Below are 14861 nucleotides of genomic sequence, written 5' to 3' on the forward strand. Positions count from 1 at the left end.
CGGTCTGTTCAGGTCAATGAGTGTGCGGTGGACAACCTGTGTTCATCGACCGGTTCACGGTGGCGGTCCGTACCAACGGCCGTGTCACCGGCCCCGGTCCCCGCCCCGGACCCACCGGTACACCAGTTCCGGACGGCCCACCTGCCCGTACTGCGGGCTCCGACCCGCCCGCCCCGCGTCCACCAGGTGCTCCAGATAGCGGCGGGCGGTGATGCGGGAGATGCCCACGGCCTCGGCCACCCCGGCCGCCGTCAGGCCCTCGTCCGAGCCGCGCAGGACGCCGGTGACCCGTTCCAGGGTCGGACCGCTCAGGCCCTTCGGGAGGGCGGCCGGCCCCGGGGCACGCAGCGTGGCCAGGGCCTGGTCCACCTCCTCCTGGCCGCTCGCCTCCCCGGCGGCGCCCCGGAACTCGGCGTACCGCACCAGGCGGTCGCGCAGGGTGGCGAAGGTGAACGGCTTCAGCACGTACTGCACGACACCCAGCGACACGCCCTCGCGCACCACCGTCAGGTCCCGCGCCGACGTCACCGCTATCACGTCGGTCTGGTGCCCCGCCGCCCGCAGCGAGCGCGCCAGCTGCAGCCCGTGCACGTCCGGCAGGTGCAGGTCCAGCAGGATCAGGTCCACTGGCGTGCGGTCCAGCATCCGCCGGGCCTCGGCCCCGGTGTGGGCCTTGCCGACGGGCGTGAAGCCCGGGACCCGGCCGACGTACAGCACGTGCGCGTCGGCGGCGACGGGATCGTCCTCGACGACCAGGACCCGGATGGGCTGTGCGGCGCCGCTCACACGGCACCTCCGCTCCGCGGTCTGCCGGCCGGGCCGGACGGCGTCGCCGTGCCCTCACCGGTGCCGGTGCCGGTGCTGCTGCCGCCGCTGCCGCCGCTGCCGCCGCTGCCGCCGCCCAGCGGCAGCCGCGCCTCGAAGCGGGCGCCGCCGCCTTCGGCGTCCGCCACGCTCAGGGTGCCGCCGTGCCGCCGCACCGCCTGCCGCACCAGGGCGAGGCCCAGGCCGCGCCCGCCCTCGTCGGCCGGTTTCGTCGAGTAGCCCCGCTGGAATACCAGGTCGGCGTGGGCGGGATCGACCCCGGCGCCGGTGTCCGACACCCGCAGCACCAGCTCGGAGCCGCCGTACCCGGGGGCCTCCGTGCGGGTTGCTTCGGTGCTGGTGGTCTTCCCGACGGCCGTCCCGGCGCCGGTCGTCCTGGTACCGGCCGCTTCCGTGTCGGTTGCTTCGGTGCCGGTCGTCTCCCCGCCGGCCGTCCCGGTACTGACCGCTTCCGTGCCGGCCTCCGCCTTGCTGTCCGCGCCCGTGCCTGCCGTCCCGGTGCCGTCCGTACCCGTGCCGGTCGCACTCGTATCTGCCGCCCCTGCACGAGCGACCCCTGCACGAGCGACCCCGGCACCGTCCGTCCCGGCACCGTCCGTCCCGGCACCGTCCGTCCCGGCACCGTTCGCCCCCGTGCCCACCGCCTCCGTGTACGCCGCCACCGTCACCCGCGAGGGCACCGCGCCCTGGGCCGCGTCCACCGCGTTGTCCACCAGGTTGCCCAGGATCGTCACCAGGTCACGCGCGGGCAGGGACGGCGGTAGCAGTCCGTCGTCCAGTCGGCTCTCCTGCGACACCACCAGCTCCACTCCCCGCTCGTTGGCCTGAGCCGTCTTGCCCAGCAGCAGCGCCGCAAGCACCGGCTCGCCCACCGCCGCCACCACCTGGTCGGTCAGCGCCTGCGCCAGCTCCAGTTCCGCCGTGGCGAAGTCCACGGCCTCCTCCGCCCGCCCCAGCTCGATCAGCGAGACCACCGTGTGCAACCGGTTCGCCGCCTCGTGCGCCTGCGAGCGCAACGCCTGCGAGAAACCCCGCTCCGAGTTCAACTCGCCCGTCAGCGACTGCAGCTCGGTCACGTCCCGCAGCGTCACCACCGTGCCGCGCCGCTCACCGCCGGAGACCGGAGAGGTGTTCACCACCAGCACCCGCTCCGCCGCCAGGTGCACCTCGTCCACCCGCGGCTCCGACGCCAGCAGCGCACCCGTCAGCTGCGACGGCAGCCCCAGGTCGGCGACCGAGGCGCCCACCACGTCACCGGTCACCCCGAGCAGCTCCCGTCCTCCGTCGTTGATCAGCGCGACGCGGTACTGCCCGTCCAGCATCAGCAGCCCCTCGCGCACCGCGTGCAGCGCCGCCTGATGGTAGTCGTGCATCCGGCTCAGTTCGTCCGCGTTCATCCCGTGCGTGTGCCGGCGCAGCCGCGCGTTGATCACGTACGTGCCGACCGCGCCGAGCAGCAGCGCCCCGGCCGCCACCCCCGTCAGCGCCGCCAGCTGCTCCTGGGCCCGTTTGCTGATCTCCTCCACCCTGATCCCGGCGCTCACGAGCCCGACGACCCGCCCGCCGTCCTTGATCGGCGTCACCGCCCGCACCGAGGGCCCGAGCGTGCCCGTGTAGGTCTCCGTGAAGGTCCGGCCCCGCTGCGCGCGCTCGATGTGCCCCTGGAAGGGGTGGCCGATTTGGTCCGGGTCGGGATGGGTCCAGCGGATCCCGTGCGGATCCATGATCGTCACGAAGTCCACGTCCGTGTCCTCCATGACCCGCACCGCGTACGGCTGCAGCAGCGCCGACGGATCGGGGGTGCGGACCGCCTCCGCGACGGACGGGGCGTCGGCGATCGCCAGGGAAACCGCCCTGGCCTGCCGCCCGGCGGCCGCCTCGGCCTGCCCGCGGTCGCTGATGTAGCTGAACAGCGCGTACCCCACCACGACGACCGCTATCAGTACGGCCTGCATGGCGAAGAGCTGCCCGGCCAGGCTCCGGGGTCTCGGGTGGGGGAGGCGCATGCCGCAAGTCTCCCTCCTGGCTTGATTGTGAACTAAATGAACGCAAGGGTGACCGCGCTCACACGCTGCGAGATAGTCACCCCATCCCCTGATAAACACCCCCGGACGTGAGCCGCACGCCGGTGATGCCGACGACGTCGTCAAGGAGGGCCGCCGTGACCAGCAACGCCGCTACGGCACCTGCCGCACCCAAAGCCAAGCGCGACCGCACGCACTATCTCTACATCGCGGTGATCATCGCGGTCGTCCTCGGCATCGCGGTCGGCCTGCTCGCACCCGACTTCGCGACCGAGCTGAAGCCGTTGGGCGAAGGCTTCGTGAACCTGATCAAGATGATGATCTCGCCGATCATCTTCTGCACGATCGTGCTGGGCATCGGATCGGTCCGCAAGGCCGCCAAGGTCGGCGCCGTCGGCGGCATCGCCCTGGTCTACTTCTTCGTGATGTCCCTGGTCGCGCTCGCCATCGGCCTGATCGTCGGCAACATCCTCGACCCGGGCACGGGCCTCGCGGTCACCGACGCCGTCAAGGACACCGGCCAGGCGCAGGTCGACGCGGAGGCCAAGGGCACCACCGAGTTCCTCCTCGGCATCATCCCGACGACGATCGTCTCGGCGTTCACCGCGGGCGAGGTCCTGCAGACCCTGCTGATCGCCCTGCTGTGCGGCTTCGCCCTGCAGGCCATGGGCAACGCCGGGCTGCCCGTCCTGCGCGGCATCGAGCACATCCAGCGGCTGGTCTTCCGCGTCCTGGCCATGATCATGTGGGCCGCCCCGATCGGCGCCTTCGGTGCCATCGCCGCCGTCACCGGCTCGGCCGGCCTCGACGCCCTCAAGAGCCTGGCCGTGCTGATGCTCGGCTTCTACGTGACCTGTGTCCTCTTCCTCTTCCTGGTGCTGGGCACGCTGCTGCGCGTCATCTCCGGCGTCAACGTCTTCGCGCTCTTCAAGTACCTGGGCCGCGAGTTCCTGCTGATCCTGTCCACCTCCTCGTCGGAGTCGGCGCTGCCGCGCCTCATCGCGAAGATGGAGCACCTGGGCGTCAGCAAGCCGGTGGTCGGCATCACCGTCCCGACCGGCTACTCGTTCAACCTCGACGGCACCATGATCTACATGACCATGGCCTCGCTGTTCATCTCCGACGCCATGGGTACGCCGATGTCGATCGGTGAGCAGATCCCGCTGCTCCTCTTCCTGCTGGTCGCCTCCAAGGGCGCCGCCGGTGTCTCCGGCGCCGGTCTGGCGACGCTGGCCGGCGGCCTCCAGTCGCACAAGCCCGCACTGGTCGACGGCATCGGCCTGATCGTCGGCATCGACCGCTTCATGAGCGAGGCCCGCGCCCTGACCAACTTCGGCGGCAACGCCGTGGCCACCGTCCTGATCGGCACCTGGACCAAGGAGATCGACAAGGACCGGGTCAACGAGGTGCTCGCGGGCCGCGCCCCGTTCGACGAGAAGACCCTGCTGGACGACGACCACGGCGCCGTCGACGCCGACGACGCGCCGGACCTGCCCGATCAGGGCGGCGAGAAGGAGCTGGCGAGGGCCTGACGCCTGCCGGGTCCACGCCCCGCACGCCGGGCGGCTGAGGTGCTCCCCCCGTTGCTCAGCCGCCCGGTCACCCAGAACCCCGCGCCCTTCCCCCCCGGCGCGGGGTTCTCTCGTGCGTCCCGCCCCGCCGCGGGGTTCTTCCGTACGTCCGTCTTGCCTTGACGTCGGCGTCAGGGCTTACGTTCGCCGGTATGCGAATCGGCGAACTGGCCGCACGGGCCGGGACCACGACGCGGGCGCTGCGGTACTACGAGTCGCGGGGCCTGCTGCCCGCGCGGCGCACCGGCAACGGGTACCGGACCTACGACGACGGCGACCTGAAGCTGCTGCGGCAGATCATGACGCTGCAGGACTTCGGGTTCGACCTGGAGGAGACGCGCCCCTTCGTGGAGTGCCTGCGCGCCGGGCACCCCGAGGGCGACTCGTGTCCGGCGTCCCTCGGCGTCTACCGGCGCAAGCTGGCGGAGCTGGACGCGCTGATCGAGCAGCTCACGTCGGTCCGGGCGCAGGTCGGTGCGCAACTGGCGCGGGCCGAGGCGGCGGTTCCGGGCGGTCCGGAACCGAAATGCGAACTGGGAGGGCACGCATGACGGCGGTCACGGGCGTGGCGGAGGTCACGGACGCGGATTTCGGCACCGAGGTGCTGGGCAGTGAACTGCCCGTGCTGGTGGAGTTCACCGCGGACTGGTGTCCGCCCTGCCGGCAGATGGCGCCGGTGCTGGCCGCCCTCGCCGAGGAGGAGGCGGGACGGCTGCGGGTGGTGCAGCTGAACGTCGACCGCAACCCGGCGACGACGAACGCGTACCGGGTGCTGTCGATGCCGACCTTCATGGTGTTCCGCGAGGGCGAGCCGGTGAAGTCGATGGTGGGCGCCAGGGCGAAGCGGCGGCTCCTCGCGGAGCTGGCCGACGTCGTCTGACCCGCCTGGGCCCCGCACGGGACTCACCTGGGCCCCGCCTGTGTCCCGTACGGGACCCGTACGGGACCCGTACGGGACACAAGAAATCCCCCGAGCAATTGCGCTCGGGGGATTTCTTTGCGTATATTCGATGATTCGTGACTTCAGAAAAGAAGCAGTCACAAAGAAGTTCAGTGACCACAGTATATCCGCGCGGGAGTGGAATTGTCAAACAGCCAGGCAAACAGCGAATTGCCGGACGACGAATTGCGGCACGAGCAGGAATTCGTCGACGGGCTGTACGCACGTGTGGACGCGCTGCGCGGTGACACCGAGGTGGCGGTGACGGACGCACTCGCGCAGGGCAACACCCCGCAGCAGGCCAGGCTGGAGCGGGACATCCTGGTCGCCGAGCGCTCCGGGCTGCTCGCCGCGCTCAACGCGGTGGACGGCTCCCTCTGCTTCGGCCGGATCGACCTCGCCTCCGGCGACGGCCACCACATCGGCCGTATCGGCCTGCGCGCGGACGACGCGGAACGCACCCCGGTCCTCATCGACTGGCGCGCCGACGTCGCCCGCCCCTTCTACCTGGCGACCGGCCACACCCCGATGGGGCTGCGCCGCCGCCGGCACATCACCAGCGAGGGCCGCCGGGTCACCGCGCTGCATGACGAGATCCTCGACCTCGGCGACGAGAGGCGCACCGGCCACGAGGACCCGTCGGGCGACGCCGTGCTGCTGGCCGCGCTGAACTCCGCGCGCACCGGCCGCATGGGCGACATCGTGCAGACCATCCAGGCCGACCAGGACCGCATCATCCGCGCCCCGCACCGCGGCGTCCTGGTCGTCGAGGGCGGCCCCGGCACCGGCAAGACCGCCGTCGCCCTGCACCGCGCCGCCTACCTGCTCTACGAGCACCGCGAACTGCTCGCCAAGCGCGCCGTCCTCATCGTCGGACCCAACCCCGCCTTCCTCGGCTACATCGGCGAGGTGCTGCCTTCGCTCGGCGAGACCGGCGTCCTGCTGTCCACCGTCGGCGAACTGTTCCCCGGCGTGCGGGCCACGGCGGCGGACACGCCGGAAGCGGCGGCCGTCAAGGGCCGCGCCGGCATGGCCGACGTGCTCGCCGAGGTGGTCCGCGACCGGCAGGCGCTGCCCGACCCGGTGATCGCGATCGAGCACGACCGCGAGGTCCTGATGCTGGACGACGACCTGGTCAACGTGGCCCGGGAGCGCACCCGCGCCGCGAAGCTGCCGCACAACGCGGCCCGCGAGCACTTCGAGGGCCACATCCTCAACACCCTGACCGAGCTGTACGCCGAGCGCATCGGCACCGACCCCTTCGACGGCTCCAGCCTGCTCGACGCGAGCGACATCACCCAGATCCGCGACGACCTCGCCGAGAACCCCGAGGTCTGGGCGGCGATCGGCCAACTGTGGCCCCGGCTCACCCCGCACCGCCTGGTCGCCGACTTCCTCGCCGCCCCCGAGGCCTTCCTGCCCGCGCAGGACGCCGCCGCCGTCCGCCGCCCGGTCACCCGGCGCTGGACCGTCGCCGACGTGCCCCTGCTGGACGAGGCGGCCGAACTGCTCGGCGTGGACGACCGGGTCGCCCGTTCCCGGGCCGAACGCGAGCGCGAGGAGCAGATCTCCTACGCGCAGGGCGTCCTCGACGTGTCGTACGCGTCCCGGACCTACGAGTTCGAGGACAAGGACGACGAGGACTCCGAGGTGCTCCTCGCCCACGACGTCATCGACGCCGAGCGCTTCGCCGAACGCCAGGAGGAGGACGACCACCGCAGCGCCGCCGAACGCGCGGCGGCCGACCGCACCTGGGCGTTCGGGCACATCATCGTGGACGAGGCGCAGGAGCTGTCCCCGATGGCCTGGCGGCTGCTGATGCGGCGCTGCCCGACCCGCTCGATGACCCTGGTCGGCGACCCGGCCCAGACCGCGGAGGCGGCCGGCGTCGGCTCGTGGTCGAAGATCCTCGCCCCCTACGTCGAGGACCGCTGGGAGCACACCCGCCTCGGGGTCAACTACCGCACCCCCGCCGAGATCATGGACCTGGCGGCGTCCGTGGTCCGCGCCGGCGACCCGGCCTTCGAGCCGCCGAGTTCCGTACGGTCCACGGGCGTACGCCCCTGGGTCCGGGCCACCGGCGACCTCCCGGCCGCCGTCGCCGAGGCCGCCCGCGAACTGACCCCCGAGGAGGGCCGCCTCGCGGTCATCGCCCCGCGCGAACTCCACCAGGCCCTCGCGGCCCGCCTGGACGGCGTCACGGCGGGAGCCGAACCGGACCTGACCCACCGCGTCGTCCTCCTGGACCCCCGCCAGTCCAAGGGCCTGGAGTTCGACTCCGTCCTGGTCGTCGAGCCGGGCCGCTACGGCACCAGCGACCTGTACGTCGCCCTCACCCGCGCCACCCAGCACCTCGGCGTCCTGCACACCGGACCGCTGCCGAAGGGGCTGGTGGACGCGGGCTGACCGACCGGCCGGACGGTCAGCCCGGACGCAGCCACACCGTCGCCAGGGGCGGCAGGGTCAGGCGGATGCTTGCCGGGCGGGCGTGCCACCCCTGCGCCTCCGGTTTGACGGGGTCCGGGTTGCCGACGTCGCCGCCGCCGTACCGGGCGGCGTCGGTGTTGAGCACCTCGTGCCAGGCCGGGACGTCGTCGGGGACGCCGATGCGGTAGTCGGAGCGGACGACCGGAGCGAAGTTCGACACCGCGAGCAGCGGCGTGCCGGCGGCGTCCAGCCGCAGGAAGGCCAGCACGTTGTCCTCGGCGGCGTCCCCCACCACCCAGGCGAAGCCGGCCGGGTGGGTGTCGCGCTGCCACAGCGCGGGCGTGTCCCGGTAGACGCCGTTCAGGTCCCGCACCAGGTCCCGCACGCCCCGGTGATCCGGCGCCGCCCCGTACTGCGGGTCGAGCAGCCACCAGTCGGGGCCGTGCGCCTCCGACCACTCCGCACCCTGTGCGAACTCCTGGCCCATGAAGAGGAGTTGCTTGCCGGGGTGGGCCCACATGAAGGCGAGGTACGCCCGTGCGTTCGCGCGCTGCTGCCACCAGTCGCCGGGCATCTTCGACACCAGGGACCTCTTGCCGTGCACCATCTCGTCGTGGGAGACGGGCAGCACGTAGTTCTCGCTGTACGCGTACACCATGGAGAAGGTCATCTCCCCGTGGTGGTACCTGCGGTGCACGGGGTCGTGGCTCATGTACTCCAGCGAGTCGTGCATCCAGCCCATGTTCCACTTCAGTCCGAAACCGAGCCCGCCGAACCCGCTCGGCCCCTCGTGGTGCGTGGCCCGCGTGACCCCGTCCCAGGCCGTCGACTCCTCCGCCACGGTCACGACGCCGGGCACCCGCCGGTACACCGTCGCGTTCATCTCCTGGAGGAACGCCACCGCGTCCAGGTTCTCCCGGCCGCCCCGCTCGTTCGGCGTCCACCGGCCGGGCTCGCGCGAGTAGTCCAGGTAGAGCATCGAGGCGACCGCGTCGACCCTGAGGCCGTCGATGTGGAACTCCTCGCACCAGTACACGGCGTTGGCGACCAGGAAGTTGCGCACCTCGCGGCGCCCGAAGTCGAACTCCAGGGTGCCCCAGTCCGGGTGCGCGGCCCGCAGCGGGTCGGAGTGCTCGTACAGCGGGCGCCCGTCGAACTCGGCCAGTGCCCAGTCGTCGCGCGGGAAGTGCGCCGGCACCCAGTCCATCAGGACCCCGATCCCGGCCCGGTGCAGCCGGTCCACCAGGTACCTGAAGTCGTCCGGGTCGCCGAGCCGCGCCGTGGGCGCGTAGAAGCCGGTGACCTGGTAGCCCCACGAGCCGCCGAAGGGGTGCTCGGCGACCGGCATCAGCTCGACGTGTGTGAAGCCCAGGTCGGCGACGTAGGCCGGGAGCTGATCGGCCAGTTGGCGGTACGTGAGACCGGGGCGCCAGGAGGGCAGGTGGACCTCGTACACCGACAGCGGCGCCTCGTGCACGGGCCGGTCCGCGCGGTGGGCCAGCCACTCGGCGTCCCCCCACGTGTAGTCGGAGGCGTGGACGACGGATGAGGTGGCCGGCGGTACCTCGGTGCGGCGGGCCAGCGGGTCCGCGCGCAGGGTGCGGGAACCGTCGGGCCGGGTGATCTCGAACTTGTACAGCTCGCCCGCTCCGACGCCGGGCAGGAACAGCTCCCACACCCCGGTGGAGCCGAGCGACCGCATCGGATGACCGGTGCCGTCCCAGAAGTTGAAGCCGCCGGCCACCCGCACACCGCGCGCGTTCGGCGCCCACACCGCGAACCGGGTGCCCGTGACGCCCCCGTGGGTCGTCGGGTGCGCGCCCAGCGCCCGCCACAGCTGCTCGTGGCGGCCCTCGCCGATCAGGTGCAGGTCCAGGTCGCCCAGCGCCGGCAGGAACCGGTACGGGTCCTCGACCTCCTGGACCGTCCCCTCGTAGGTGACGAGGAGCCGGTGGAGCGGCACCTCCAGGAGGGGCACCAGAGCGGAGAAGAAGCCGTCGCCGTCGTCGTGCAGTGCGACCCGCAGATCGCCGGCGAGGACGGTCACCGCAAGGGCGTACGGCCGGAAGGCCCGGAAGGCCACTCCGCCGGGCACGCGGTGGGCGCCGAGCACCGCGTGCGGGTCGTGGTGGGTGCCGGCGAGGAGGCGCTCCCGGTCGGCGGCGTCCAGGGCGGGCGAGGAGGCGGGGACCGTGCTCCCGGGGGAGGCGGCGGCGGGCTGTTCGGGGTCCTGCCCGGGCGCGGTCTCCACGGCGGGCTTCTGCCCGGCCTTCGCCGCCTTCGCTCCGGCCGCCTTCGTCCTCGCTCCGCCCGTCCTCGGTCCGCCGGTCTCTGTCCCGGTGGTCTTCTTGGCTGCTGTCTTCGCCGGCGTCTTCGCTGCTGTCTTCGGTCGGGCGGTCTTTGCTCCGGCGGTCTTCTTCGCCGGCGTCTTCTTCGCCTCCTGCTTCTTCGCTGCAGCGGCGTTCTCCGTGGAATTCTCCGTGGTCTTCTTCGCGGCCTTCTTCTTCGGTTCGGAACCGCTGGACGAGGGGCGGGGGGTCACGGGCGGAGCCTCCTGGGCGACGGGGGATCGGGCGGGGAGGTCATGCCGGTTCGGGTTCGGGTGTGCTGAGGCGGCGTACCGCGGCCAGGGGCACCGGCAGCCAGTCGGGGCGGTGGCGTGCCTCGTAGAGCACCTCGTAGACCGCCTTGTCCGTCTCGTGGGCGCGCAGCAGCACCGGGTCCGTGCGCGGGTCGTGGCCGCCCGCCTCCGCGTACCCGGCGCAGTACGCCGCCCGGCAGGCCGCGGCCCAGCCGGACACCGCGGCGCCTGCCGAGTGCGCCGCGTAGTCGAAGGAGCGCAGCATCCCGGCGACGTCCCGCACCGGCGGCTGCGGCAGCCGCCGCTCGGCCAGCGGCTTCGCCGGCTCCCCCTCGAAGTCGATCAGCGACCACTCGCCGCCGGGAGAGCGCAGGCACTGGCCGAGGTGCAGGTCGCCGTGGACCCGCTGGGCGGTCCAGGTACGGCCCTCGGCGGCGAGGTCCGCCAGCGCCGTGAACGCCGTGCGCAGCGCGGGCGCGTACGGACGCAGCGGCGGCACGGCCCGCGCCGCCTCCTCCAGCCGCCCGGTCATGCCGTCGGTGAGCTGCCGCACCGGCTCCTGGCCGAGGGTGACGGTCGGCAGCGCGCGGGCCAGCGCGGTGTGCACCTCGGCGGTGGTCCGGCCGAGCGCCCGTGCCTCGGCGGTGAAGTCCTCGCCCTTGGCCAGCTCGCGCAGCGCCAGCTCCCAGCCGTCGGTCGCGCCCTGCACGTACGGCTGGAGCACGCCCAGCACCCAGGTGCGGCCGTCCAGGCCGGCCGTCATCCACCCGGCCGGTGCCGGTACCCGGCGGCAGCCCTCGTGGGCCAGCGCGAGCGGCAGCTCCAGGTCGGGGTTGACGCCGGGCACAATGCGCCGCAGCAGCTTCAGGATGAACGTGTCTCCGTACACCACCGACGAGTTGGACTGCTCGGCGGTCATCAGCCGCGGCACCAGACCGGCACGGATCTCCTGGTCCGCCGCCCGCTCGAAGCGGAGCCCGCCGACCCCGGCCCCGGTGCGCAGGGCCTCCAGGAGCACCTCCGCGGGCCGGGCGTCGTACAGGGCGTCGTACGCGGTGCGTCCGGCCGCCGGGCCCCCGGTGAGACGTCCGATCAGCGCGGGCGCCAGCCGGGGCGGCAGTGCCTCGCGCGTGCCGATGAGGAGCTGGTAGCAGTCGCCGGGCTCGACGGGCGCGCCCGTCGCCGGGGCGGACTGCTGGTGGGCGCGGACCAGCAGGTGGTGCAGGCCGAGGCGGGAGCCGGCCGGGAGCAGCTCGGTGGCGGCGACCAGCGAGAAGCCGGTGACGGGACGCCCCTTGCCCGCGAACCAGCGCTGACGCGGCAGCCACTGACGCAGCAGCGGATCGAGCGAGTCGAGAAGACCCTGATCACTCGGGACGGTGCGTATGACGGCTTCCGGCATGGCGTCGCGTCCTTTCCCCGAACGTCGGGGTGGTTACTGATGCGTGCCCCGGGCGGGGCGGCGGAAACCGCCCCGCCCGCGGGGCCCTACGGGGTGTCCTCGCGCAGTCGGAACCAGTAGAAGCCGTGACCGCCGAGGGTCAGCAGGTACGGCAGGTCGCCGATGGCGGGGAAGCGGACGCCGCCGAACAGCTCGACCGGGTGCCGTCCGCCGAACGCGCTGAGGTCCAGCTCGGTGGGCTGCGCGAACCGGGAGAAGTTGTGGACGCACAGGACCAGGTCGTCCCCCTGCTCCCCGTGCGCAGGGGCCTCGCGCAGGAAGGCCAGGACGGCCGGGTTGGAGGAGGGCAGTTCGGTGTAGGTGCCGAGGCCGAAGGCGGGGTTCTGCTTGCGGATCTCGATCATGCGCCGGGTCCAGTGCAGCAGTGAGGACGGGGAGGCCATGGCGGCCTCGACGTTGGTGACCTGGTAGCCGTGGACCGGGTCCATGATCGTGGGCAGGAAGAGGCGGCCCGGGTCGGACGACGAGAAGCCGGCGTTGCGGTCGGGCGTCCACTGCATCGGGGTGCGGACGGCGTCGCGGTCGCCGAGCCAGATGTTGTCGCCCATGCCGATCTCGTCTCCGTAGTAGAGGATCGGCGAGCCGGGCAGGGACAGCAGCAGGGCCGTGAACAGCTCGATCTGGTTGCGGTCGTTGTCCAGGAGCGGGGCCAGGCGCCGCCGGATGCCGATGTTGGCGCGCATGCGCGGGTCCTTGGCGTACTCCGCGTACATGTAGTCGCGTTCCTCGTCGGTGACCATTTCGAGGGTCAGCTCGTCGTGGTTGCGCAGGAAGATGCCCCACTGGCAGCCGGAGGGGATGGCCGGGGTCTTGGCGAGGATCTCGGAGACCGGGTAGCGGGACTCGCGGCGGACGGCCATGAAGATGCGGGGCATGACCGGGAAGTGGAAGGCCATGTGGCACTCGTCGCCGCCGGCGGCGTAGTCGCCGAAGTAGTCGACGACGTCCTCCGGCCACTGGTTGGCCTCCGCCAGGACCACCGTGTCCGGGTACTGCGCGTCGATCTCCTTGCGCACCCGCTTGAGGAAGGTGTGCGTCGCCGGGAGGTTCTCGCAGTTGGTGCCCTCCTCCTGGTAGAGGTACGGCACCGCGTCCAGCCGGAACCCGTCGATGCCCAGGTCCAGCCAGAACTTCAGCGCGGAGATCATCTCCTCCTGCACGGCCGGGTTCTCGTAGTTGAGGTCGGGCTGGTGCGAGAAGAACCGGTGCCAGTAGTACTGCTTGCGCACCGGGTCGTAGGTCCAGTTCGAGGCCTCGGTGTCGACGAAGATGATCCGTGCGTCCTGGAACTGCTTGTCGTCGTCGGCCCAGACGTAGTAGTCCCCGTACGGGCCGTCCGGGTTGGTGCGGGACTCCTGGAACCACGGGTGCTGGTCGCTGGTGTGGTTCATGACGAAGTCGATGATCACGCGCATGCCGCGCTGGTGCGCCGCGTCCACGAACTCCACGAAGTCGGCGAGGTCGCCGAACTCGGGGAGCACGGCGGTGTAGTCGGAGACGTCGTAACCGCCGTCGCGCAGGGGCGACTTGAAGAACGGGGGGAGCCAGAGGCAGTCCACGCCGAGCCACTGCAGGTAGTCCAGCTTGGCGGTCAGGCCCCTCAGATCGCCGATGCCGTCGCCGTTGCTGTCCTGGAAGGAGCGGACGAGGACCTCGTAGAAGACGGCTCGTTTGAACCAGTCGGGGTCGCGCTCCCTGGCGGGGGTGTCCTCGAAGGTGTCCGGCACGGGCTCGTTGACGGTCATGAGACTCCTGACCCTCCGGTCTGCGGGTGGGACGGTCGCAGAACCGTGCAGATGTGGGCGGGCGTACGGCCCGGCTCCAGGCGCACATAGTTGGCCCTGCCCCAGTGGTAGGTCTCGCCGGTCAGCTCGTCGCGCACCGGCACCGACTCGTGCCGTTCCAGGCCGAGTTGCCGCATGTCCAACGAGACCGTCGCCTCCTGGGTGTGGTGGGGGTCGAGGTTGGCGACGACGACGACCGTGTTCGCCCCCCGTCGTTTGGAGTAGGCGATCACCTCCTCCTTGTCCGTGGCGTGGAAGTGCAGATCGCGCAGTTGGCGCAGGGCCGGACTCTGTCTCCTGATGGTGTTGAGGCGGGTGATGAGGGGGGCGATGGTGGTGCCCTCGCGGTCGGCGCGGGCCCAGTCGCGGGGTGTGAGCTGGTACTTCTCGGAGTCGAGGTATTCCTCGCCGCCGTCGTGCAGGGGGGTGTTCTCGCAGAGTTCGTAGCCGCTGTAGATGCCCCAGGTGGGGGAGAGGGTGGCGGCGAGGACGGCGCGGACCTCGAAGGCGGGGCGGTGGCCGTGCTGGAGGTAGGCGTGGAGGATGTCGGGGGTGTTGGTGAAGAGGTTGGGCCGCATGTAGGCGGCGGCGTCGCCGGACAGTTCGGTGAGGTACTCGGTGAGTTCGGCTTTGGTGTTGCGCCAGGTGAAGTAGGTGTAGGACTGCTGGAAGCCGATCTGGGCGAGGGTGTGCATCATCGCGGGGCGGGTGAAGGCCTCGGCGAGGAAGATGACGTCGGGGTCGGTGCGGTGGATGTCGGTGAGGACGCGTTCCCAGAAGGCGACGGGTTTGGTGTGGGGGTTGTCGACGCGGAAGATGCGGACGCCGTGGTCCATCCAGAAGTGGAGGATGCGGAGGGTTTCGGTGGTCAGGCCTTCGGGGTCGGTGTCGAAGGCGAGGGGGTAGATGTCCTGGTATTTCTTGGGTGGGTTCTCGGCGTGGGCGATGGTGCCGTCGGGGCGGTGGTGGAACCAGTCGGGGTGTTTGTGGACCCAGGGGTGGTCGGGGGAGCACTGGAGGGCGAGGTCGAGGGCGATTTCGAGGCCGTGGTGGGTGGCTCGGGTGACGAAGTGGGTGAAGTCGTCGAGGGTGCCGAGGGCGGGGTGGATGGTGTCGTGGCCGCCTTCGGGGGAGCCGATGGCCCAGGGGACGCCGACGTCGTGGGGGGTGGCGGAGGATGCGGACGCCGTGGTCCATCCAGAAGTGGAGGATGCGGAGGGTTTCGGTGGTCAGGCCTTCGGGGTCGG

The 14861-nt window shown here is 71.8% G+C and carries 9 protein-coding genes and 1 pseudogene; 4 read left to right on the forward strand and 6 right to left on the reverse strand.

What is annotated here, in order from left to right; all coding sequences use genetic code 11:
- Nucleotides 1–84 precede the first annotated feature (84 nt).
- Together HZS56_RS03885 and HZS56_RS03890 are read right to left on the reverse strand one after the other, a co-directional pair.
- Nucleotides 85–786, reverse strand: a complete 702-nt coding sequence (locus HZS56_RS03885) for a response regulator (protein ID WP_216719232.1) — start codon at nucleotides 784–786, stop codon at nucleotides 85–87.
- Complete coding sequence (locus HZS56_RS03890; RefSeq protein WP_216719233.1) at nucleotides 783–2831, reverse strand: sensor histidine kinase; 2049 nt, start codon at nucleotides 2829–2831, stop codon at nucleotides 783–785. The genes HZS56_RS03885 and HZS56_RS03890 overlap by 4 nt, the downstream gene beginning before the upstream one ends.
- 155 nt (nucleotides 2832–2986) lie before the next feature.
- Here HZS56_RS03890 and HZS56_RS03895 point away from each other — a divergent pair, with 155 nt between their 5' ends.
- The 4 genes from HZS56_RS03895 to HZS56_RS03910 all read left to right on the forward strand — a co-directional run bounded on the left by HZS56_RS03895 (nucleotide 2987) and on the right by HZS56_RS03910 (nucleotide 7766).
- Nucleotides 2987–4381 carry a cation:dicarboxylate symporter family transporter gene (locus tag HZS56_RS03895; protein WP_216719234.1) on the forward strand — a complete coding sequence of 465 codons (1395 nt, stop codon included), beginning with the start codon at nucleotides 2987–2989 and terminating at the stop codon, nucleotides 4379–4381.
- Nucleotides 4382–4572: 191 nt separating this feature from the next.
- The gene (locus HZS56_RS03900) at nucleotides 4573–4971 is read left to right on the forward strand and encodes a MerR family transcriptional regulator (protein ID WP_216719235.1); all 399 of its coding nucleotides are present in this window, start codon (nucleotides 4573–4575) and stop codon (nucleotides 4969–4971) included.
- Between the two features lie 14 nt (nucleotides 4972–4985).
- The gene (locus HZS56_RS03905; protein ID WP_216719248.1) at nucleotides 4986–5300 is read left to right on the forward strand and encodes a thioredoxin family protein; all 315 of its coding nucleotides are present in this window, start codon (nucleotides 4986–4988) and stop codon (nucleotides 5298–5300) included.
- A gap of 186 nt (nucleotides 5301–5486) precedes the next feature.
- On the forward strand, nucleotides 5487–7766 hold the full coding sequence (locus tag HZS56_RS03910) for a HelD family protein (protein ID WP_216719249.1): 2280 nt from the start codon (nucleotides 5487–5489) through the stop codon (nucleotides 7764–7766).
- A gap of 16 nt (nucleotides 7767–7782) precedes the next feature.
- On the opposite strand, the gene glgB is transcribed toward HZS56_RS03910, so the two are convergent.
- The 4 genes and pseudogenes from glgB to HZS56_RS03930 form a co-directional block, all read right to left on the reverse strand.
- The gene (glgB, locus tag HZS56_RS03915) at nucleotides 7783–10329 is read right to left on the reverse strand and encodes a 1,4-alpha-glucan branching enzyme (protein ID WP_216719236.1); all 2547 of its coding nucleotides are present in this window, start codon (nucleotides 10327–10329) and stop codon (nucleotides 7783–7785) included.
- A gap of 40 nt (nucleotides 10330–10369) precedes the next feature.
- The gene (locus tag HZS56_RS03920) at nucleotides 10370–11770 is read right to left on the reverse strand and encodes a maltokinase N-terminal cap-like domain-containing protein (protein WP_216719237.1); all 1401 of its coding nucleotides are present in this window, start codon (nucleotides 11768–11770) and stop codon (nucleotides 10370–10372) included.
- A gap of 86 nt (nucleotides 11771–11856) precedes the next feature.
- Nucleotides 11857–13575 carry a maltose alpha-D-glucosyltransferase gene (treS, locus tag HZS56_RS03925; RefSeq protein ID WP_216719238.1) on the reverse strand — a complete coding sequence of 573 codons (1719 nt, stop codon included), beginning with the start codon at nucleotides 13573–13575 and terminating at the stop codon, nucleotides 11857–11859.
- Nucleotides 13572–14789 (reverse strand): annotated as a pseudogene (locus tag HZS56_RS03930) (alpha-amylase family protein); the annotation flags it as partial. The pseudogene HZS56_RS03930 and the gene treS, both read right to left, overlap by 4 nt.
- Nucleotides 14790–14861 lie beyond the last annotated feature (72 nt).

This window comes from Streptomyces mayonensis (assembly GCF_018982965.1).
Lineage (GTDB): Bacteria > Actinomycetota > Actinomycetes > Streptomycetales > Streptomycetaceae > Streptomyces > Streptomyces mayonensis.